This window comes from Kocuria sp. SM24M-10, assembly GCF_001027955.1.
Taxonomy (GTDB): domain Bacteria; phylum Actinomycetota; class Actinomycetes; order Actinomycetales; family Micrococcaceae; genus Kocuria; species Kocuria oceani.
In genome coordinates this window covers 70,255-90,207 of record NZ_LDNX01000111.1, presented here as the reverse complement: position 1 = coordinate 90,207, position 19,953 = coordinate 70,255, and the positions used below count along the sequence as shown (strand labels likewise).

Genomic DNA, 19,953 nt, shown 5'->3' with positions numbered 1-19,953 from the left:
GAGGCGCCCAAAGGTTCCCTCAGCCTGGTTGGCAATCAGGTGTCGAGTGTAAGTGCACAAGGGAGCTTGACTGTGAGAGCGACAGCTCGAGCAGGGACGAAAGTCGGGACTAGTGATCCGGCGGTACATTGTGGAATGGCCGTCGCTCAACGGATAAAAGGTACCTCGGGGATAACAGGCTGATCTTGCCCAAGAGTCCATATCGACGGCATGGTTTGGCACCTCGATGTCGGCTCGTCGCATCCTGGGGCTGGAGTTGGTCCCAAGGGTTGGGCTGTTCGCCCATTAAAGCGGTACGCGAGCTGGGTTCAGAACGTCGTGAGACAGTTCGGTCCCTATCCGCTGCGCGCGCAGGAAATTTGAGAAGACCTGTCCTTAGTACGAGAGGACCGGGACGGACGAACCTCTGGTATGGCAGTTGTACCGCCAGGTGCACCGCTGCTTCGCTACGTTCGGAAGAGATAACCGCTGAAAGCATCTAAGCGGGAAGCTCGCTTCGAGATGAGATTTCCAGACCCGCAAGGGTGAGAGGCCCCCAGCGAGACCACTGGGTTGATAGGCCGGAGGTGGAAGCACGAACCAACGACGTGTGCAGCCGACCGGTACTAATACGCCGACAACTTACCCCACACCCCACCCCCCACCCCGGGCCACCGGCACACGGGGGGCACGGGGACACCGCAGAACACCGCGTCCACTATACGGCTCCCAACCAACAACCCCCCCGGGGTCACGGTTGCACCAACCGCACAATTGCATCCACAGTCATCACTGTGACCAGATTTCCCCCCCACCCCGGCCCACCGGCCAGGGACCACGGCGGGGAGACAGAGTTACGGCGGTCATAGCGTGGGGGAAACGCCCGGTCCCATCCCGAACCCGGAAGCTAAGACCCACAGCGCCGGTGGTACTGCACCCGCCAGGGTGTGGGAGAGTAGGACACCGCCGGACCACACCCAGGGTCGAGCCCCCGCACCACCCGGTGCGGGGGCTCCCCACACATCAGGCCCCCACCAGCACCGGTGCGGGGCCTTTTCTCATGGCTGCACGCGACGCAGGAGAAGCGCCCGACCGGCCTAGCATTAGCGCATGCACCTGCGGCCGACCACCCCCGAGGATCTCGAGGTGCTCCGCACCTGGGTCCCCACCGAGACCGACATGTTCCTGTGGTCCGGGCCAACCTTCGCCTGGCCGTTGGACCGCGCGCAGCTCGAGGCCTACCTGTCGGACGAGCGCCGGCTCTACTGGTCCGGTTCCGCGGCGATCGCGGGGCAGATGTCCGGGCACGGCTCCCTGCTGGTGGACGAAGCGGCAGGCAGGATGCGGTTGGGCTGCGTCGTCGTCGATCCGGCGCTGCGGGGGCACGGGCTGGGCCGTCGGTTCGTGACCGCCGCGGTGCACGAGGCGTTCCGGATCTCGGACCTGCCGGTGCTGACGCTGGGCGTCTACGCCCACAACGCCGTTGCGCGGCGGCTCTACGGCAGTCTCGGTTTCCGCGAGACCGGTCTGGTGCGCGACACCAGGGTGGGTGAGCACATCTGGCGCGTGCTCGATCTGGAGCGTCCGCGCGTCCTGTGACCGTCTCCCGCGTCACGGGCGCCGGGTGATCACCTCAGTGGGCCCGGTGGAGCTGTCGACGTGCGTGCTGTCCGGCGCGGTTCCGTGGCCATCCGTCGGCATGGCACCGGACAGGACGTCGCTGGGCAGGGCACCACTGTTCCGATCGGCACTGTTCCGATCGGCACGGGACCGGACGTCGTCGGCCCGCTCGGCGCCGGAACCGCCTCGACGGAGCCGGAGGGCACCGGGGTCGGCCTCGACATTGGCCGGAGTGAGGGCGAGGACGACCAGCGCGACGCCGATGACGGTCAACCCGGTCCAGCCGAGACCCGACAGCCGCTCACCCACCACGAGCACGGCCAGCACGGCGGCGACAGCCGGTTCGGTGAGGGTGAGGGTGGTCGCCGTGCTCGGACGCACCCGGGTGAGGCCGAGGCCGAAGAGGAAGTAGCCCAGGAACATCGGCACCAGGGCCGTGTAGGCCGCGGCGGTGAACGCCTGCGCCGAGTGGAGCAGGGGCGCGCCGGTGAGCAGCAGGACGGGCATCAGCAGCGCCCCGCCGGCGCCGAAGACCGCGCCCATCGATGCCGCACGGCCCACCTCGTGGCCCATGAGACGGTGCACGACCCAGGAGTAGAGCGCATAGGTCGTGCCGGCGACCAGGCCGAGCCCGATGCTCGCCGCGGTGGCCGGAGCCGAGGCCGCCGAGTCCCCGGCCCTCGCCAGGCAGAGCATGCCGCTGCCCAGGATGCCCAGGAGCGCGGCCAGCTTCCACCACCGGCTGAGCGGAAGGCGTTCGATCACCCGCTCCAGGACGCCGGAGGCGAGCGGCGCGGAGGCCAGGGAGACCACCGTGCCGATCGCGACCCCACCCAGGCGCATCGAGCTGTAGAACGCCAGAGGATAGATCGCCACCGCGACGGCGCCGAGCGCCACCAGGCCCGCGTGCGTCCGCAGCGCCTGCTGGGCGCGGCGCAGGGCGGGCAGGGCGATGGCGGCCTGCAGGAGCCCGCCGATGCCCAGGGCGGCGGCGCCGATGGCCAGGGGCCCGGCCGCGGGGGCGAAGGTCGCGGCGGTCCCGGTCGTCCCCCACAGGACCGAGGTCACCAGGATCGCGGCGATGCCGCCGGCCCGGCCCCTCACCGGGCGGCCAGCAGGTCGGCGGCGATCGCGCGGGCACGCACCAGGCGGGTCGGCTCGCCCTCGAGCCCGGCGCGGGCCATGGAGCCCTCCAGCAGGAAGCTCAGGTGCTCCGCCAACCGATGGGCGGTGGCCGGGTCGGTCAGTTCGCCCAGCGGGTCGAGCAGGAGCTGCTCGACCTGCTCCTTGTGGCGGCGCACGGCGGTCCGCGCCGGGTCCGCGGCGGAGAGCTCGGCGGCCGCGTTGAGCAGCCCGCAACCCCGGAACCCTTGCTCGTAGGCGGCCGCCGCGTGGTCGGCGTAGGCGTCGAAGACCGCCAGGACGCGCTCCTGCGGGGTGCTGGTGTCCTGCACGCGGGCCCGGTACAGCTGGAGCCACTCCTCGTGGCGGGCCTCGACGTAGGCCTCGACCAGGGCCGCCTTGGAGGCGAAGTTGTTGTACAGGCTCATCTTGGCCACCCCCGCCGACGCGGTGATCGCGTCGATGCCGGTGGCGGCGATGCCGTCGGCGTAGAAGCGCGCGGCTGCGGCCTGCAGGATCCGCGACCGCGCGGATCCTTGACGACGGTCCACGGCGTGCTGGTCCGTGCTCATGGAACGACCTCCTCGGAGCTGGTTAGACCAGTCTACCTATTAGGGGTGCGGGGTGCGGGCGGGGCCGTCCGCAATTCGTGCCGGCGCCGGACGCTCCCGGGGGCGCATCCGGCCCTCCGAGGACCTACTCTGTCAACATGCTGATCACCACTGCGGCTCCGACCGCCCCTGTTGAGACCGCGCCGGAGGTCCTCCGATGAGCGGCGGTCTGATGGCCCTGCTGGACGACGTCGCCGCCCTGGCCCGCGTCACCGCCGCCTCCGTGGACGACATCGGCGCGGCCGCGGGCCGGGCGAGCATGAAGGCGGCCGGCGTCGTCGTCGACGACACCGCTGTGACCCCGCAGTACGTCCAGGACGTCACCCCGGCGCGCGAGCTGCCCATCATCTGGCGCATCACCAAGGGCTCGCTGCGCAACAAGCTGGTCTTCATCCTCCCGGCCATCCTTCTGCTGAGCCAGTTCGCGCCGTGGCTGCTGACCCCCATCCTCATGCTCGGCGGCAGCTACCTGTGCTTCGAGGGCGCCGAGAAGATCTGGGCCAAGGTCTCCGGCCACGGGCCCAAGACGAAGACGCCTGTGGTCGAGAAGGGCAAGAGCGCGGAGGACACGATGGTCGGCGGCGCGGTGCGCACCGACCTGATCCTCTCCGCCGAGATCATGGTGATCTCCCTCAACGAGGTCGCCGACGAGCCGCTGTTCTCCAGAGCGGCCATCCTCGTGGTGGTGGCCATCGGCATCACCGTCCTGGTCTACGGCGTGGTGGCCCTGATCATCCGGATGGACGACTTCGGTCTGCACCTGGCCGAGCGGTCCTCCCCGACCAGCCAGAAGATCGGCCACGGCCTGGTCAAGGGCATGCCCGGGCTGCTCGCGGTGATCTCGGTGGTGGGCACCGCCGCCATGCTCTGGGTGGGCGGGCACATCATCCTCGTCGGCCTCGACGAGCTGGGCTGGCACCCGCCCTACGAGGCCGTGCACCACGTCGAGGAGCTCGTGCACGGCGCCGTGCCCGGCGGTCTCGGCGCGGCGCTCGCCTGGCTCACGAACACCTTCTTCTCCGCGGTCCTCGGCCTCGTCTGGGGGGCCGTCCTGGTGCTGGTCTGGGAGCTGCTGCCCTTCGGCAAGGGGGAGCACGAGGCCGACCACGCCGCCCCCGGCCAGCACGAGTCCGAGCACGGCAGGCACGAGGACCACGGCGAGCACCACGGCAAGCACTCCACCGCGGCCACGGATGGCGGCGCCGCCCCGGACGGGTCCGGCCGGACGCCTCCGGGCGAGGGGGGTTCCTCGGCGGCCCGGTGACCGCGGCCGGCCGATCCCGGGAGCCCGACCTCCCGGGACGTGCCGGGGACATGCCGCCCAGCACGAGCACCCTCATGGCGATCCCTCCCGGACAGCCTCAGGCTTCCGGTCGGTGCGCACCTACCCCCACGGGTCGGCGTCGTCGGCGTCCTTGGAGCGGGCGTCGAGGTACTCCTGCAGGACGGCCGAGCCCAGGTCCGCGGGGTCCGGGGCGACCACCCGCCCGTCCACCCGTTCGGCCATCCGCAGCAGGAACCGCTCCAGCCCCGGGTCGTCGCCGAGCCGGAAGAACGTCGTCTGGGCGCCCAGGCGGCCCAGCCGGTCCAGCTCCTGGACGGTGGCGCGCAGGGTGGCGGGCTCGGCCGGCCAGGAGAACCAGCTCTCGCCGTCGGGCAGCAGGTGGGCCGTGGGCTCGCCGTCGGTGACGACGAGCAGCACGGGCTGGGCGGAGGGGTGCTTGCGGAAGAAGCGGGTGGCGAGCAGCAGCCCGTGGTGCAGGTTGGTGCCCTGCTCCCGCCGCGGCGGCAGGGACGTGAGCTCCTCGATCCGCAGGTCCCGGGCGTAGCGGCCGAACCCGATGAGCTGGAGCCGGTCCCCCCGGAACCGGGTCGAGACCAGGTGGTGCAGCGCCAGGGAGGTGCGCTTCATGGGCACCCAGCGTCCTTCGGCGGCCATCGAGAACGAGGTGTCCACGAGCAGCGCGACGGCGGCCTGGGTCCGCGCCTCGGTCTCGGCCACCTCGATGTCACGCACGTCGATCCGCAGTCCCCGCCCGGCGTCGCCGCCCTCGGCGACCGTCCGGGTGATGGCGTTGGTGAGGGTGCGGGTGACGTCCCAGGGCTCCGCGTCCCCGAACTGCCACTCCCGGGTGGCGCCGGTCGGCTCCCCGGCCGCGCCCGCCAGCCGGGTGTCCCGGGCGCCGGGCCGCCCGGAGAGCCGCTGGGCGGTGTCCCGCAGCAGCGACTTCCCGAGCCGCCGCACGGCCCGCGGCGAGAGGCGCAGGTCCCCGTCCTGGTCCCGCTGCAGATAGCCGCTCTCCCGCATGGCCCGCTCCAGCTCGGCGAGGGTCCGCGCGGACACTGCGGCGTCGTCGCCGAGCTGGCGGGCCAGCGCGTCGAGGTCGAGGTCGTCCAGGTTCGCGCCCTCGTGGTGCTGGGACAGCTCGTCGGCCAGCGCGTCGAGCTCGGCGATGTCCTGCAGCACCCCCGTGCCGTCGCCGAGACCCAGGCCCTCCCCGCCCTGGAAGCGCTCCGACCCGTTCCAGTCCTCGCCGGGGCGCAGCGCCTGCAGGTTGGCGTCGAGCTGGCCCAGCTGCGCCATGAGGTCGGGGGAGCCGAACGCCTGGGCCGAGAGCTGCATCAGCTCCTGGCGCTGCTCGGGGGTCATGGAGTTCAGCATCCGCTGGGCCGCCGCCGATCGCTGGGCCAGGGCGTCGATCAGCTCGTCGACCGACTGCGGGTCCTCCGGGAAGTGCTGGCCGTGCTTGGCCATGAAGTCCTGGAAGTCCTCGTCGGTGTCCTCGCCGCGCCCGTGCTTCTCCAGCAGCTCGTTGAGGTCGCGCAGCATCTCGGCCACCGCCTCCCGGTCGGCGTCGGTGGCGTTCTCCAGGGCCTGTTTCATGCCGGCGAAGCGCTGGTCCAGGATCTCGCGCCCGAGCAGGTCCTTGATCTGCTCGTAGGCCTCCCGCGCGGAGTCGGACTGCCAGTCGTAGGAGGCGAGCTCGCTGACCGCCGCGGCCGTGGAGCGGGGCAGCCCGTCCAGCTGCATCTCGCGGAAGGACCGGTCCATCGGGTCCATCCGGGCGTCGCGCAGGAACTGCTCCCGCTCCAGGCGCAGGGCCCTCTCCAGCAGCTGCTTCGCCTCGTCGAGCGTGCCGCCCAGGCGGTGCTGCTTCAGCAGGTCGCGCCGCCGCTGGTGCACGCGCCGGGACAGGTCGTCGAGACCCTCCCGGCCGCGTCCGCCCCGGCGAAGGAACTCCCGCATCGCCTCCTCCGGCGAGTACCCCGCCATGACGTCCTCCGAGACGGCCGCCAGCGCCTCCGAGAGGTCCACCGGCGGGGCCAGTGGGTCCGGCCCTCCGGCGTACCGTCCGTACCGCGATGACCGGTGGTGTGCGGGCATGACGCCCCCTAACGTGTCGTGGCGCTGACGCGGCGAGCGGTCAGCCGTAGATGGTGCCGTCCTCGTCGGAGTCCTTGGAGATCTTCTGGGCCAGGAACAGCCCCTCGAGGGCCAGCTCGACGGCGCTGGCGCGCTGTCCGGCGCTGGTGGCCCCGAGCCGGGCCGCGATCTGGTCGTAGACCGCGCCGTCCCCGTCGGACTCCGGCAGCTCGGGCAGAGCGGCGAGGAAGTCCCGGGCCGAGACGTCGTCGCCGGTGGAGACCGTGGTGCGGCCGTCGAAGGCCTCCACGACCGGGCCGAGGTCCAGGCCGCGGAAGCGGTCCCGGACGGTCTCGGCGGTCGCCCGGCGCAGCAGGTGGTCGAGGATCGCGCGCTCGCGGCCCTCCTCGCCGGACTCGAACTCGATCTTGCCGCCCAGGACGTCGGTGGCCGTCTCGACGTCGACCATGCGCGCGACGGCGTCGTCCTCGCGGCGCACCGTGGCCCGCCGCAGGGCCGCCGCCGCGACCGTCTCCGCGCCCGCGATGGCGAACCGGGCCGAGACCCCCGAGCGCTGGTCGACGGCGGAGGAGTCCCGCAGCAGGCGGGTGAAGCGGGCCAGGATCTCGAGAATCGTCTCGGGGACCTCCGCGACCAGCTCCGCCTCCTGGCGGATGACGGCGATCTCGTCCGCCAGCTCCAGCGGGTAGTGGGTGCGGATCTCGGCGCCGAACCGGTCCTTGAGCGGCGTGATGATCCGGCCCCGGTTCGTGTAGTCCTCGGGGTTGGCCGTGGCCACCACCAGCACGTCCAGCGGCAGCCGCAGGACGTACCCGCGGATCTGGATGTCCCGCTCCTCCATCACGTTGAGCATGGCCACCTGGATGCGCTCGGCGAGGTCGGGCAGCTCGTTGATCGCCACGATGCCGCGGTGGGCGCGCGGCACGAGCCCGTAGTGGATGGTCTCCGGGTCCCCGAGCCGGCGTCCCTCGGCCACGCGCATCGGGTCCACGTCACCGATCAGGTCGGCCACGGAGGTGTCCGGGGTCGCGAGCTTCTCCACGTAGCGCTCCGAGCGGTGCCGCCACACGACGGGCAGCTCGTCGCCCTCGAGCAGCACGCGCCGCCGGGACTCCTCCGTCAGGGGCTCCTCGGGGTGCTCGTTGAGCTCCGAGCCCTCGATGGCGGGCGACCACTCGTCGAGCAGACCGGCGAGCGTGCGCAGCAGCCGCGTCTTGCCCTGACCGCGCTCGCCGAGCAGCACGACGTCGTGGCCGGCCAGCAGCGCCCGCTCCAGCTGGGGCAGGACCGTGCGCCCGAGCCCGTGCAGGCCCGGCCAGGGATCACCGCCCTCCGCCAGCGTCCTCAGCAGGTTCTCGCGGATCTCCTGGCGCAGCGGCCGGGGGGAGTGTCCGGCCGCGCGCAGCTCGCCGAGCGTCCGGATGTCGGGTCGATCTGTCCGATCAGTCACAGCGCCACATTAACCCCGGCGTCAAGAGGGCCGGTGCCGAGAGGACCGGAGTCCGCGGCCGCAGACCCTCTGGTCAGCGCCACCCTGATCGGTACGCTGGTACATCATGGCAACGCGGAAGAGGCCCCGGAGCACGCTCGTGCTGCTCGTGCGCCACGGCGAGACGCCCACCACCGGCAAGGTCCTGCCGGGGCGGGCGCCGGGCCTGCACCTGTCCGACCACGGCCGCGCCCAGGCCGAGCAGGTCGCCGAGCGGCTCGCGGGGGTGCCCGTCGACGCGGTGCTCACGTCCCCCCTCGAGCGCACCCGGGAGACGGCGGAGCCCACCGAGGCCCGGACCGGCCGGGCGGCCGTCGTGGACCCCGGGCTGCTCGAGTGCGACTTCGGGGAGTGGACCGGGGCGGAGCTCTCCCGGCTGTCCCGGCTCTCGGCCTGGTCCACGGTCCAGCGCGCGCCGTCGACCTTCCGCTTCCCCGGCGGGGAGAGCTTCCCCGAGATGCAGGCCCGGATGGTGGGCGCCGTCGACCGGGCCCGCGCCGAGCACGAGGGCGGGGTCGTGGTGTGCTTCTCGCACGCGGACCCCATCAAGGCGGCCCTCGCGCACGCCCTCGGGACGCACCTGGACCTCTTCCAGCGGATCGTGGTCAGCCCGTGCTCGGTCTCGGCGATCTCCTACGCGCCGGGGCAGGCACCGGCCGTGCTCACGCTCAACTCCACCCACGAACCGCTGAGCGGGCTGAGGGTCTCGTGAGCAGGTCCCGGTGAGCGAGCTCGCTCTGCTCGCGGAGGGGCGGATGGAGCTGCTCGGGATGATCCGGGGCAGCAGCAACTCCGCGCTGCTCGTGCAGGTGTGCCTGGAGGACCGTTCCGCCTGGGCCGTCTACAAGCCGCGGGAGGGGGAGCGGCCGCTGGTCGACTTCCCCCCGGGGCTGCACCGGCGGGAGCGCGCCGCGTACCTGCTCAGCGAGATCCTGGGCTGGGGGATCGTCCCGCCCACCGTGCTGCGCGAGGACGGGCCGTTCGGCGTCGGCTCCCTGCAGCTGTTCGTGGAGCACGATCCGCTGGCGCACTACTTCACCCTGTACGACGGCGTCCCCGGCAGCCACGAGGCGCTGCGCCGGATCGCGCTCTTCGACGTCGTGGCGAACAACGCCGACCGCAAGGGCGGGCACGTGCTGCGCGGGACCGACGGCCGGGTGTGGGGGATCGACCACGGCCTGTGCTTCGCGGCCGGCTACAAGCTGCGCACGGTGGTGTGGGACTTCGGCGGCGACCCGGTCCCCGAGGGCCTGCTGGCGGCCCTCGCACCCCTGGCGGAGTCCGTCCCGGACGAGCTGGCCGACCTGCTCACCGCCCCGGAGGCCGCCGCGCTCCGGCAGCGGGTGTGCCGGCTGCTGGAGCGTCCGGTCCTGCCCGTCGACGTCACGGGGCGCCGGGTTCCCTGGCCGCTGCTCTAGGATCCCGGACCCTGCCGGTGTCCCGTGCCGCCGCGGCGCGGTGGCACGGGACGTCTAGCGGCGCAGCGTCTCGACCGGGCTCTCGCCGTAGACCTGCCGGTGGCGGCGGGCGAAGTCCCCGGAGTGCACCATCCCCCAGCGCAGGGCGATGGCCCGGACCGTGTCGCCCGCCTCGGGGTCCGCCTGCAGGAGGTCCTGGTGGGCCGCCGCGAGCCGCAGCTCGCGGAGACAGCCCCCCGGCGTCGTCCCGGTGTGGGAGCGGAAGGCGCGGGTGAGCTCGATCGTGCTCAGGCCTGCGTGGCGGGCGACGTCCTCCACGGTGATCGGCGAGGACAGCTGCGCCCGCATGTACTCCACGGCACGCCGGTAGGCGGACTGCCGGTCGGTGGTCGAGGTGCGACGGGTGCGCGGGTCGCCGAGGAAGGCGAAGGTCTCCAGGGTCGCCACCGACATCCTCCGGAGCAGGTCGGTGCGCAGCAGGGGGACGGCGGCGACGGCGGGGTCGGTCAGGGCCTGTGACACGAACTCGTGGGTGCTGCGCCAGTACCGCGCGCGCCCCGGGGAGACCGGGTGCGGGCCGTCGAAGGCCACCTCGAGCGACTCGTCGCCGTGGAGGTCCCGGGCCGTGCGGCGCAGGGTCTCCGGGCCGAGGTTCACCGAGGCGACCGACAGCCGGTCCACCTCGCCGTAGTACTCCTGTCCCGGCTGGAGCAGGAACAGGCCCGGTCCGCCTCCGGCCCGCCCGTCGATCCGCCAGCTGACTCCTCCGGCGCGCGGCAGCATGACCGAGAAGGCGCCGTCGACGACCATGTGCCCGGCGATCCTGCCGCGGAAGGTGAGCTGCCCCAGGTTGAGGTCGGAGTCGCCGTCCACGTCCTGGCTGTACAGGAAGGACGTCCGGTCCCGGACCGTGCCCATCCGCGCGCGGGAGTAGACCTGCTGGAGCGCCTCGTTGGCCGTGTCGGGATCGGTGGTCGCGAGGTGCAGGCTCACCGGTGTGGCGGGTGTCATCCTCTGGTCCTCTCGTGGGGTCAGGTGCGCAGCGTGACGGCCGGGGATCGCCCGTACCGGTCCCGGTAGGCGGCGGCGAAGCGCCCGCGGTGTGTGAAGCCCCACCGCGCGGCGACGACCTCCACGGTCGCCCCGGTGCTGGGGTCGGCGGCGACCAGGTCCCGGTGGGCGGCGTCCAGCCGGGCGGCGCGCAGATGGGCGGTCGGGGTGGTGTCCAGTTCGCGCCGGAAGGCCGCCTGGAGCCCGCGCACGCTCATCCCGGCGGCCGCGGCGATCTCGGCGAGGCCGATGTCCGCGTCCACGTGCTCGTCGATGTAGGCCACCGCGCGCCGGAGCCCCGCCGGAGCGGCGCGGGACTGCCCGGGCAGGGCCTGGCTCCGGTCGAGGAACGAGCCGGGGAAGGTGTGCAGCAGCGCGGTGGTGAGGGAGCGGGTGAGCTCGGCCCGGAGGAGCGGGCTGGTCAGCGCCTCGTCGTCGGCCAGCAGGTTCCGGCCGAGGTGGGCGACGGTGCCCAGCCAGTACCGGGACATGGCCGCGGAGACCGGGCGGGACCCGGCGAAGGCGAGCCGGAAGGTCTCGTCCCCGAGCAGCCCCCGTGCGTGGGCCTCCGCCGCCGCGGGGTCCACGGCCACCGTCATGGCCTCGATGTCCTCCCACCAGCTGGTGTACGTGCGCTGGGGGAAGAGGAAGGGCCCGGTCCGCGGAAAGCGGTCGCCGGCGCTGACGGCGCTGACGGCACCCTGCGTCACGTGGCACACCCGCAGCACCCCGGCCCCGTCCGTGCGCCCGGTCGTGGAGGAGCCCATGAGCCGGACCCGCTCGTAGCTCACCGGGCCCACCGCGGTCTCGGACAGGTCCATCGAGAACCGGCCGTCCCGGTCCCTGCGCACGTCCCGGATGGCGAAGACCTCGTCGAGCACGGCGACGCCCTCGGCCGGGTCCCGGGTGCTGAACACGGAACGCCGCACCTGGCAGTTCATGCCTGAAACGCTACGCCTCGGCGCGCGCCGCGTCGACCGTTCCGCGCGCGGGAACCCGTCCTGCTCTCAGCCGCGCAGAGTGGCGGCGGGATTCTCGCCGAACCGCTCCCGGTAGGCGGCGGCGAAGCGCCCGGGATGGCTGAAGCCCCACCGGCCGGCGACCTCCGCCACGGTGGCGCCGGCCCCGGGGTCCGTGGTCAGCAGCTCGGCGCGCACCGCTTCGAGGCGCAGCGTGCGCAGGTGGGCCAGGGGGGTGGTGGACAGCTCCCGGCGGAAGGCCGCCTGCAGTCCTCGCGGGCTCATCCGGGCCGCACGGGCGATCTCGCCCAGGCCGATGTCCTCCGCGGCGTGCTCCTCCATGAACGACACCGCCCGGCGCACTCCGGCGGGCGCCGCACGCTCCGGCTCGGGCACGGCCGAGCGTTCGAGGAAGCTGTTCGGGAACGCGTGCAGCACCGCGGTGGCCAGGGCCCGGAACGTCTCGGCGCGCACGAGCGGGCTGGCCATGGCCTGCTCGTTGCCCAGCTGGTGCTGCCCCAGGGCGGTCACGGACCCGGCCAGGTACCTGGCCATGGCGGGGCTGACCGGTTCGGCGGCCGTGAAGCGCAGGCGGAAGTCCTCGGCGTCCAGCAGGCCGGCCGCGTGCGCCTCCACGGCGGCCAGGTCCAGGGAGAGCGTCAGCAGGTCCAGTTCGTCCCACCGGCAGGTGTAGGAACGCACCGGGAAGAGGAACGGGCTGGGGCCGGCCGCGGTGGACGTGGCGTCCGTGAAGGCGAGCCGGCCGCCCAGCACCCGTGCGACGCGCAGGGTGCCCGGGGCGTCGATCAGGGCCGCGGCGGGCGCGCCGCTGAGGCGCACCCGCTCCAGGCTCAGCCGCTCCACCGCCCCCAGGGCCTGGTGCATGGAGAAGGGGTTGCCCGGGGACACCCGGACCCGGGCGGCATAGACGCGCTCGAGGACCTCGACGCCCTCCGACGGGTCGTGGGAGACGAACCGGAGCTTGCGCACGGCCGGTCGCCGGTGCGCCGTCTCGTCCGCCCCCCACGCGCGGCGGGACACGGGCGCGGAGGGGACGTCCGGCGGGATCGAGACCTGCGCGTCGGGGGCGGGACGAGGCATGGAGGAGTCCTTCGGGTGCGGCGAACGCTCCGGCCGTCTGCTTGACCTGCCGGTGTGGAGCGGTCCCGCGCTGCGCTCTGCAGCCCGGGGGCGGGTGCACCGGTGCACTTGTCAGTGTAGTCACCACGACCCGCGCACCGCCGGACACCGATCCCGCACGAAGACCCCCGACCTCTGGCCAGAGGGGGCGCGCGCGATCTACTCTTGTCAAGAGACATTGCGTTTTTCGAACTAAGGTGCGCCCAGCGGGCCGTCATGATCCGACATCTCGCGGCCGGACCGTCCGGGGAGATCCGGGGCGGCTGCCGTCCCGGGGCTCTGCACGACGAGTGAGGAGGGCGTCTTGACCATTCCACAGCCTGCCGGTGCGAACCGGGCGGCGCAGGTGGTCCTGCGCCCGGCCCGGGTCTCCGACATGTTCCTGCTCATGGACCTCGCCGACCAGGTGGGGTACAGCCTCAACCCCGAGTGGATCCGCACGCGACTCCGGGCCGAGCCCGCGACCGAGGACCACGTGGTCGCCACGCTCCACGACATCCCGGTCGGGGCCGCGCACGTCTACCTGTCCCCGCGGCAGACGCCCGAGGACGCGGTGCGGGCGAGCGTCACGGCGCTGGTCGTGGACGAGGAGCACCGGGACGAGCGGATCGGGTCCCGTCTGCTGGACCGGTGCGAGGAACTGGCCCGGCAGATGGGGGCGCACACCTTGGAGATCGTCATCCCCTCCCGGCGCCACGAGGACCTGCACGGGTTCTGGCAGCGCCACGGCTACGCCCGTGACGGCTCCTCGCCCTTCGCCAAGGTGCTCGGCGCCCGCCCGTGAGGGCATGCCCTCGGGGAGGGCTCAGCCGCGGGTGATGCGGGCGAGCGCTGTGCGCACCGACCGGGTGCCGTACGGTCCCCGCCGGGCCGCCGCACCGGCTGCGCGCTCCGGGTGCAGCCCGAGGCCGAGCTCCGGGTGGAGCCCCAGCAGGGCGGCGCGGACCTCCGGGTCCGCGGCCGGGCGGGTCCGCGTCCTGCGGGCGGTGTAGCGGGTGCCGGGCCACTGCCACCGGGACACCGCGATCCGCGCCAGCCGCCGCGCGCCCGGGCCGGCGGCGAGCCGGGTCCGGGCCTCGGCGGTGAAGAACGCGAGGTGGCGTTCCTTGAGCCGCACCACGGCCCCGGTCGTGGCGGCCAGCCGCGGTTCGGCCGCCCCCAGCCGGCGGTAGGACTCGGCGAGCACCGCGGTGTCGAGCCGGCTGGTGAGCATCTGGGCGGCGGTGGTCTCGGCGCCCAGGAGGTTGCTGGCGATTGCGCCGAGCACCGGGCCGAGGCGCTCGTCCCGGGCGCGGCGCAGGCGCCCGAGGGCTGTGGCCCGGTCCTGCCCGGCGGCGCGGCCGTTGGCGGCCAGGACCGCTCCCAGGGTCTGGACGAGCCAGTGCTGCTCGTAGGCCCAGGTGGTGAGGAAGGCCGTCACCCTCGACTCCGCATGGGTGGGGGTCACCAGGAAGTCCCGCATGCGGTGCAGCAGGGCGCGCTCGGCGGCCTCCAGGTGGGTGAGCGCCTCCAGGGTGGCCGGGTCCAGGTCGCCCAGGGCGGGCAGGTCGAGGTCGGTGGGGCGCACCTGGAGCGGGTCGCGCATGTAGGCGCGCACGTCGAACCCGGTCGGGTCGCTCACGCCGGCACGCCCCGGGCGTCCAGGGCGTCGGCGACCACGGTGAGCCCCTCCATCCCGGGCAGCTTGGCGATCTGCCGGTCGATGGCCTCGATCTCCTTGCGCCCCTCGGGCCCGGCGAAGAGATGGGTCATCACGTGGGTGACCTCCTCCTCGGGCGAGACGCCGGAGCCGACCGGCTGCCACGCGGTGCGCAGCGCCAGGCGCGCCAGCTTCTGCGCCCGCGGGTTGTCCTGCAGCCGGGCCCGGGCCTGGGTGGTGTAGAAGGCGATGTGCTTGGTCTCCTGCGCGGCGATGCGCCGGACCAGCGGGGCGAGCACGGGGTGGTCCTCCAGCGCGGCCAGCCGCCGGTAGCCGGCGGCGGCCGAGCGCTCGTTCACCGCGCCCCAGAGCATGTGCACGGCGACGAAGTCCGTGCCCACGATGTTGGACAGCAGCGACTGCTTCACCGGGCTGATCCGGTCCCGCCAGCCCAGCTTCACGCGCTTGGCCTTGACCTCGTCGAAGGTCACGGTGATCCCGTGCAGGTCCAGGACGTGGGCGAGGGCCTCGCCGTGCCAGAACTCCTCGTGGTTCCAGATGGTCATGAAGGTGGCGACCTCGGGGTCCCGGCGGGACGGGCTGACGAGCATGTCCCGCAGGTAGCAGACGGTGTGGAACTCGACGTCGCACATGTAGCGCAGGGTGCGCAGCGTCTCCGGGGGCAGCGGGTCCTCGCGGAACGCGTCGAGCCCGAGGTCCTCCCAGTGCACGCTGGTGGACTCGTGGGCGAAGCGGTCGATGTCGAAGGCCATGACATCACTTCCTCTGGTCGTGGGGGCGGTCTCGTGGAAGTATTCGGAGCCGGTGGCGCAGCGGATGGGTGGCCGGCACCCCGGCCCGGCCGGGGGCGTGACGACGGCGGGGCCGGGTCCGCTCCGGCGGCCCGCCGGGGCGGTGGACCGTAGGCTCGTCAGCACGCCGCCCGGCCGTGCACCGGACCCGTGCACAGCATCGACAACCGTGAGGTGAGAACGTGGTGAGCAGTCCCCGGACGATCGTCTTCGACGTCAACGAGACCCTGTCGGACATGGCCCCGCTGGGGGAGGCCTTCGCCGCGGCCGGCGCCCCCGCCCACCTGGCGCAGGTCTGGTTCGCCGGCATCCTCCGCGACGGCTTCGCCGTCACGGCCGCCGGCGGCAACGCGGGCTTCGCCGAGATCGCCCAGGACAGCCTCGTGCGCCTGCTGGCGGAGGCCGGCGACGGGGCGGACGAGGCCGCCGCGGGCTCGATCCTGTCCGCGCTCAGGAGCCTGGAGGTGCACCCCGACGTCGTCGCCGGGATCGAGGCCCTGAGCCCGCTGGCCGAGCTGGTCACGCTGAGCAACGGTTCCGCGAGCGTGGCCGAGGGCCTGCTCGGCCGGGCCGGGGTCCGGGAGCGCTTCCGGACCCTGCTCAGCGTCGACGACGCCCCGGCCTGGAAGCCGGCCCGGTCCGCCTACGCCTACGCCGCGGCGCAGTGCGGCCGCCCGGCCGAGCAGATGCTGCTGGTCGCCGTGCACCCGTGGGACGTCCACGGGGCGCACGAGGCGGGACTGCGGACGGCGTGGCTCAACCGCACCGGAGCCCAGTACCCGGGCTACTTCGCCCAGCCGGACCTCGAGGTGGCCGACCTCCCGTCCCTGGCCGCCCAGCTGGGCGGCTCCCCGGCCTGATCCGCGGTGCCGCGACCCGCCGCACCGCGCCGGCCGCCTGGACGCCGTCGTCGCCCGGGTCCTTGCCGCGCGGCGGCCGCCGGCGTAGCTTGGGGCCATGTTCTCGTCCTGATGCCCCGGCCCGCGTCCGCGGCCGGCACCGTCGATCCGAGCCCGTGCGGCTCCGCGCATCCGGTGCCGCACCGGCCCGGCGGGCCCCGCTCCCGCATCGACAGGACCCCACCATGGCCTCGGCCCCGCACCGCCCCCTGCACCTGCGCCTGGACGGCGTCGCCTTCGGCTTTCCCGGCCGCCGCGTCCTCACCGACGTCTCCCTGACCGTTCCGGCCGGTGGGCGCATCGGCCTCATCGGCGAGAACGGCGCCGGCAAGACCACCCTGCTGCACCTGGCCGCCGGTCTGCTGGTGCCCGCCGCCGGCACCGTCCACCGCCCCGAGCGCACCGGGCTGCTCCGGCAGCAGCTGGACCTGCCCGGGCGGGTCACGGTGGGGACGGTGGTCGAGGACGCCGTCGCCGACGTCCGCGCCCTGGAGCACCGCCTCGCCGCGCTCGCCGCCGGGATCGCCCAGGACCCCGGCGACCCGGCGACCGCCGACGCCTACGACACCGTCCTGCGCGACGCGGAACGCCAGGGCCTCTGGGCCCTCGACGCCCGGATCGAGGCGGTCCTCGGCGGCCTGGGCCTCGGCGGGCTGCCCCGGGACCGCCGGATCGGGGAGGTCTCCGGCGGCCAGCAGCGGCGGCTCGCCCTCGCCGCGCTGCTGCTGTCCCGGCCCACGGCCCTGCTGCTCGACGAGCCGACCAACCACCTCGACGACGCCGCCGTGGACTTCCTCGTGGCCGAGCTGGCCGCCTGGCGGGGGCCCGTGCTCATGGCCAGCCACGACCGCTGGTTCCTGGACGCCGCCGCCACCGGGGTGGTCGACCTCGACCCCGCGCTGGGCCCGGACGAGTCCGCCGGCGGCCCGGCCCGGCAGGGCACCGTGTCCACCGGCGGCTACTCGGCCTACCTGGGCCGGCGCGAGTCCGCCCGCCGCCGCTGGGGCGAGCGCTTCACGGCCCAGCAGGAGGAGCGGCAGCGGCTGCAGGAGGTCGTCGACGTCTCCGGGCGGGAGATCTTCCACACCACCGCTCCCAAGTCCGAGGGCCGCATCACGCGCAAGTTCTACAGCGACCGCGCCGCCAAGACCATCGGCGGCCGGGTCCGCTCGGCCCGCCAGCGGCTCGATGCGCTCGAGCGCACCGCCGTCGGCGCGCCGCCGGCCCCGCTGCGCTTCGCGGGGATCGCCGGGACCGCGGACGACGACGCCGCCGGCACCCTGCTCCGGCTGAGCGGGGCGGCCGTCGCGGGGCGGCTGGCCCCGACCGACCTGGTGCTGCACGCCGGGGACCGGGTGCTGGTCCAGGGCCCGAACGGCACGGGGAAGTCCACGCTGCTCTCCGTGCTGGCGGGCGAGCTGCGCCCCGACGCGGGCACCGTGGAGCGTCGGGGCGGCGCCGTCGTCGGGCGCCTGGCCCAGGAGGACGACTGGCCGGACCTCGCGGTGCCCGCCGAGGCGGCCTACCGCGCCCGCCTGCGGGACCCCGTCCGCGCCCCGACCCTGCGCGACCTCGGGCTGCTGCGGGACGAGGACGCCGCCCGCCCCCTCGGGGAGCTGTCCCCCGGCCAGCGCCGCCGGGTGGCGCTCGCGGCCCTGGTCGCCGATCCCGCCCCGCTGCTGCTGCTGGACGAGCCGACCAACCACCTGTCCCTGGCGCTGGCGGAGGAGCTCGAGCAGGCCCTGGAGGACTTCCCGGGCACCGTGGTGCTGGCCACCCACGACCGGTGGATCCGGCGGCGCTGGACCGGCCGGGTGCTCTCGGTGCGGCCCGCCGCGGCGGACAGGTCCGCGGTGGGGCGCGGGGCGACCCTTGAGGGCGTTCGGAAGCTGGCTTAGTGTTGAGGTCCGTCGACAACCCACGGAGGAGGAGACATGGCCGCAGCAGCGGACAGGAACTGGTGGCGGAAGGTGCTGGTGATCGCGACCCTGCCGTTCGCGGCGCTGGGCGTCACCGGGTGCGACAACACGGAGCCGGGAGGCGAGGAGGGCATCGAGCAGGAGGCCACCACCGGGACCGAGGAGACCGCCGGCACCCAGGAGACCGCCGAGAGCGAGGAGACCGCCGGCAGCGGGGAGACCATCGGCGAGGAGGAGAGCACGCCGGAGGAGGAGAGCGCCACGGAGGGCGAGCTGCCCTACGAGGACGGCCAGCAGGAGGAGGGACAGGGCGGGAACTGACCCCGCCGGGGCCCTGCTCCGCTCGGCTCCGCGCGGGCGCGAGCGCGCCGTGCCCGCCCTGATCGACCGCCGTCCGGTCCAGCCCCACAAGAGGGGGCAGGGCCGGACGGCGCGCTCCTGCGGGGACCGGCGACCCCCAGTGCGCGGCGGCACCGCACGTCAGCGCGGGGGCACGGGTCCGCCCCGCCGCGGCGCCGACCGGTGACCACGGGTGCCCGGCGTCGTCGCAGGCGGGTCACGGACGAGCACACGGTTCCGGTCGGCCGCCCCGCGGGGTCAGGATGAGGCCATCCCCGGCACGGGCGATCGGGGGGACTCCGGCCGAGGCCGCCCGCCGGGGCCGCTCGCCGGTCCGTGCCGCTCGTCCTGACGGTCGTGCGCCGCGGACGGGCCGGACGCGAAAGGACCGCCGTGACCACGCCACTCGTTCCCGAACTGCCCGAGGTGCCCGGGACCGCGCGCCGCGCCTCCGACCGGGGGACGGGGCGCCACCGTGCGCCCGACCGCACGATCGAACGGGCCGCCGTGCTCGCCCTGCTGGCGCTCCTCGTGCTCGCCCTGGTCCTGGCCGCGTCCACCCGGGTCGCGCCGGTCGTGCCGCTGGTCACCGCGACAGCCCTGCTGCTCGTGGCCGTCGCCGCGCTCGGGCGGGACACCGCGGCCGACCGCCCGGCGCCGCCGGCCCGCCCGGCGGCGGACGGCGCGACGTGCGGGCTCGAGGACCGCTCCGACGTCCTGCGCTGCCACCGGCCGGCCGGTCACCCCGGTCCTCACCACGACGAGCGGGCCGACCAGGCGTTCGAGGACACGCTCGCCGCCCACATCGGCGACGCCGGGGCCTACTACCTCGACCGGCAGGGCCGCCCGGTGCCGATCGACGACGCCTTCTGAGCAACGCGTTCCGCCCGTCACGTCCTGCAGGAGGACTTTCCGGCGAGGTCGTGTCCGAATCGTGTCCGTCATCTTCCCGCCACGTCGGCCGTGCCCGCTGACCTGCGCCTACGTTGGGGATGTCGCACAGACACGGGGTTCGACGGGCGTCCGGGGGGACGCCGCGAGCCGGCACCAGTCGCGAAGCGGTCCCCGCTTCTCCACCGGATGGGACAGAACCATGAGAAGAACCACCAGGGCAGTCACGGCCGCCGTCTTCGCGGCGGGAGTCGGCCTCGCCGCCGCCGCACCGGCGCAGGCGATGGTGATCTCCGACATCAGCGACGCCACGCGGATCGCCGAGGGGGCGGCCGTCCAGGGCACCTACACGGTCTCCTGCACCGCGGGCAGCAACGTCTTCGTCTCCCTGAGCGTGACCCAGCGGGTCTCCGAGGGGCGCATCGCCAACGGCAGCTATTTCGAGCAGTGGGTCTGTGAGGGCGGCGAGATCGAGATGGACTACCAGGCCGTGGCCTTCAACATGGCCTTCGACGAGGGGCCGGCCGTCATCTCCGGGTTCATCCAGGAGTGCCAGGCCGAGTTCTGCGGGACCGGCACCAACCTGCCGCTGCAGGTCATCGAGATCAGGGACTGACCGCGGCCCGGCCCCGCTCCGCGTCGACCCCCGCGCCGGCGAGGGGCGGGGCCGCCCGCCGAGCG

The 19,953-nt window shown here is 74.0% G+C and carries 19 protein-coding genes and 2 rRNA genes; 12 read left to right on the top strand and 9 right to left on the bottom strand.

The window, feature by feature from the left end; all coding sequences use genetic code 11:
• From ABL57_RS12655 to ABL57_RS12645, 3 genes are all read left to right on the top strand, one after another.
• Positions 1-629 (top strand): 23S ribosomal RNA (locus ABL57_RS12655); the annotation flags it as partial.
• A 205-nt stretch (positions 630-834) separates the two neighbouring features.
• A 5S ribosomal RNA gene (gene rrf / locus ABL57_RS12650) occupies positions 835-951 on the top strand.
• A 138-nt stretch (positions 952-1,089) separates the two neighbouring features.
• Positions 1,090-1,578: a GNAT family N-acetyltransferase gene (locus ABL57_RS12645; protein ID WP_053004954.1), complete on the top strand. Its 489-nt coding sequence runs from the start codon at positions 1,090-1,092 to the stop codon at positions 1,576-1,578.
• A 12-nt stretch (positions 1,579-1,590) separates the two neighbouring features.
• Here the strand turns inward: ABL57_RS12645 and ABL57_RS12640 are convergent, their stop codons facing one another.
• A complete protein-coding gene (locus ABL57_RS12640) occupies positions 1,591-2,703 on the bottom strand; it encodes an EamA family transporter (protein ID WP_338130234.1) in 1,113 nt (370 codons plus the stop codon).
• On the bottom strand, positions 2,700-3,293 hold the full coding sequence (locus ABL57_RS12635; RefSeq protein ID WP_047803817.1) for a TetR/AcrR family transcriptional regulator: 594 nt from the start codon (positions 3,291-3,293) through the stop codon (positions 2,700-2,702). Before ABL57_RS12635 ends, ABL57_RS12640 begins: the two co-directional genes overlap by 4 nt.
• 196 nt (positions 3,294-3,489) lie before the next feature.
• Here ABL57_RS12635 and ABL57_RS12630 point away from each other — a divergent pair, with 196 nt between their 5' ends.
• On the top strand, positions 3,490-4,596 hold the full coding sequence (locus ABL57_RS12630; RefSeq protein ID WP_047803816.1) for a DUF808 domain-containing protein: 1,107 nt from the start codon (positions 3,490-3,492) through the stop codon (positions 4,594-4,596).
• A 120-nt stretch (positions 4,597-4,716) separates the two neighbouring features.
• On the opposite strand, the gene ABL57_RS12625 is transcribed toward ABL57_RS12630, so the two are convergent.
• Both ABL57_RS12625 and ABL57_RS12620 read right to left on the bottom strand, forming a co-directional pair.
• A complete protein-coding gene (locus ABL57_RS12625; protein ID WP_047803815.1) occupies positions 4,717-6,717 on the bottom strand; it encodes a VWA domain-containing protein in 2,001 nt (666 codons plus the stop codon).
• 40 nt (positions 6,718-6,757) lie between these two features.
• On the bottom strand, positions 6,758-8,167 hold the full coding sequence (locus ABL57_RS12620; protein WP_047803814.1) for a sigma 54-interacting transcriptional regulator: 1,410 nt from the start codon (positions 8,165-8,167) through the stop codon (positions 6,758-6,760).
• A gap of 106 nt (positions 8,168-8,273) precedes the next feature.
• Here ABL57_RS12620 and ABL57_RS12615 point away from each other — a divergent pair, with 106 nt between their 5' ends.
• Positions 8,274-8,918 (top strand): MSMEG_4193 family putative phosphomutase, encoded by a 645-nt coding sequence (locus tag ABL57_RS12615; RefSeq protein WP_047803813.1) that lies wholly within the window; start codon positions 8,274-8,276, stop codon positions 8,916-8,918.
• Between the two features lie 10 nt (positions 8,919-8,928).
• Entirely contained in the window at positions 8,929-9,624 is a 696-nt protein-coding gene (locus tag ABL57_RS12610; RefSeq protein ID WP_238986049.1) for an SCO1664 family protein, read from the top strand.
• A gap of 54 nt (positions 9,625-9,678) precedes the next feature.
• On the opposite strand, the gene ABL57_RS20790 is transcribed toward ABL57_RS12610, so the two are convergent.
• From ABL57_RS20790 to ABL57_RS20780, 3 genes are all read right to left on the bottom strand, one after another.
• On the bottom strand, positions 9,679-10,635 hold the full coding sequence (locus ABL57_RS20790; protein ID WP_053004953.1) for a helix-turn-helix transcriptional regulator: 957 nt from the start codon (positions 10,633-10,635) through the stop codon (positions 9,679-9,681).
• A gap of 20 nt (positions 10,636-10,655) precedes the next feature.
• Positions 10,656-11,615 (bottom strand): AraC family transcriptional regulator, encoded by a 960-nt coding sequence (locus ABL57_RS20785; RefSeq protein WP_082157428.1) that lies wholly within the window; start codon positions 11,613-11,615, stop codon positions 10,656-10,658.
• Positions 11,616-11,681: 66 nt separating this feature from the next.
• Positions 11,682-12,734 carry a helix-turn-helix transcriptional regulator gene (locus tag ABL57_RS20780; RefSeq protein WP_053004951.1) on the bottom strand — a complete coding sequence of 351 codons (1,053 nt, stop codon included), beginning with the start codon at positions 12,732-12,734 and terminating at the stop codon, positions 11,682-11,684.
• 343 nt (positions 12,735-13,077) lie between these two features.
• On the opposite strand from ABL57_RS20780, the gene ABL57_RS20775 reads away from it, so the two are divergent.
• The gene (locus ABL57_RS20775) at positions 13,078-13,557 is read left to right on the top strand and encodes a GNAT family N-acetyltransferase (RefSeq protein ID WP_053004950.1); all 480 of its coding nucleotides are present in this window, start codon (positions 13,078-13,080) and stop codon (positions 13,555-13,557) included.
• A 21-nt stretch (positions 13,558-13,578) separates the two neighbouring features.
• On the opposite strand, the gene ABL57_RS12585 is transcribed toward ABL57_RS20775, so the two are convergent.
• Positions 13,579-14,394: a hypothetical protein gene (locus tag ABL57_RS12585; protein ID WP_047803812.1), complete on the bottom strand. Its 816-nt coding sequence runs from the start codon at positions 14,392-14,394 to the stop codon at positions 13,579-13,581.
• Complete coding sequence (locus ABL57_RS12580; RefSeq protein WP_047803811.1) at positions 14,391-15,185, bottom strand: ferritin-like domain-containing protein; 795 nt, start codon at positions 15,183-15,185, stop codon at positions 14,391-14,393. Before ABL57_RS12580 ends, ABL57_RS12585 begins: the two co-directional genes overlap by 4 nt.
• A gap of 224 nt (positions 15,186-15,409) precedes the next feature.
• On the opposite strand from ABL57_RS12580, the gene ABL57_RS12575 reads away from it, so the two are divergent.
• From ABL57_RS12575 to ABL57_RS12555, 5 genes are all read left to right on the top strand, one after another.
• The gene (locus ABL57_RS12575; protein WP_053004955.1) at positions 15,410-16,084 is read left to right on the top strand and encodes a haloacid dehalogenase type II; all 675 of its coding nucleotides are present in this window, start codon (positions 15,410-15,412) and stop codon (positions 16,082-16,084) included.
• A 224-nt stretch (positions 16,085-16,308) separates the two neighbouring features.
• On the top strand, positions 16,309-18,021 hold the full coding sequence (locus ABL57_RS12570; RefSeq protein WP_082157427.1) for an ABC-F family ATP-binding cassette domain-containing protein: 1,713 nt from the start codon (positions 16,309-16,311) through the stop codon (positions 18,019-18,021).
• 36 nt (positions 18,022-18,057) lie between these two features.
• Complete coding sequence (locus ABL57_RS12565; RefSeq protein WP_047803810.1) at positions 18,058-18,363, top strand: hypothetical protein; 306 nt, start codon at positions 18,058-18,060, stop codon at positions 18,361-18,363.
• A gap of 411 nt (positions 18,364-18,774) precedes the next feature.
• A complete protein-coding gene (locus tag ABL57_RS12560) occupies positions 18,775-19,254 on the top strand; it encodes a hypothetical protein (protein WP_047803809.1) in 480 nt (159 codons plus the stop codon).
• A gap of 220 nt (positions 19,255-19,474) precedes the next feature.
• Positions 19,475-19,888, top strand: coding sequence for a hypothetical protein (locus tag ABL57_RS12555; RefSeq protein WP_139318492.1), 414 nt, complete (start codon positions 19,475-19,477; stop codon positions 19,886-19,888).
• The last annotated feature ends 65 nt before the right edge of the window (positions 19,889-19,953 follow it).

Bases quoted from the DNA above. Each gene is read 5' to 3' on its own strand.
- ABL57_RS12615 (WP_047803813.1), top strand. From the start codon at position 8,274: ATGGCAACGCGGAAGAGGCCCCGGAGCACGCTCGTGCTGCTCGTGCGC.
- ABL57_RS12580 (WP_047803811.1), bottom strand. From the start codon at position 15,185: ATGGCCTTCGACATCGACCGCTTCGCCCACGAGTCCACCAGCGTGCAC.
- ABL57_RS12645 (WP_053004954.1), top strand. From the start codon at position 1,090: ATGCACCTGCGGCCGACCACCCCCGAGGATCTCGAGGTGCTCCGCACC.
- ABL57_RS12555 (WP_139318492.1), top strand. From the start codon at position 19,475: ATGAGAAGAACCACCAGGGCAGTCACGGCCGCCGTCTTCGCGGCGGGA.
- ABL57_RS12635 (WP_047803817.1), bottom strand. From the start codon at position 3,293: ATGAGCACGGACCAGCACGCCGTGGACCGTCGTCAAGGATCCGCGCGG.
- ABL57_RS12625 (WP_047803815.1), bottom strand. From the start codon at position 6,717: ATGCCCGCACACCACCGGTCATCGCGGTACGGACGGTACGCCGGAGGG.
- ABL57_RS20780 (WP_053004951.1), bottom strand. From the start codon at position 12,734: ATGCCTCGTCCCGCCCCCGACGCGCAGGTCTCGATCCCGCCGGACGTC.
- ABL57_RS12630 (WP_047803816.1), top strand. From the start codon at position 3,490: ATGAGCGGCGGTCTGATGGCCCTGCTGGACGACGTCGCCGCCCTGGCC.
- ABL57_RS20790 (WP_053004953.1), bottom strand. From the start codon at position 10,635: ATGACACCCGCCACACCGGTGAGCCTGCACCTCGCGACCACCGATCCC.
- ABL57_RS20785 (WP_082157428.1), bottom strand. From the start codon at position 11,615: ATGAACTGCCAGGTGCGGCGTTCCGTGTTCAGCACCCGGGACCCGGCC.
- ABL57_RS12565 (WP_047803810.1), top strand. From the start codon at position 18,058: ATGGCCGCAGCAGCGGACAGGAACTGGTGGCGGAAGGTGCTGGTGATC.
- ABL57_RS12570 (WP_082157427.1), top strand. From the start codon at position 16,309: ATGGCCTCGGCCCCGCACCGCCCCCTGCACCTGCGCCTGGACGGCGTC.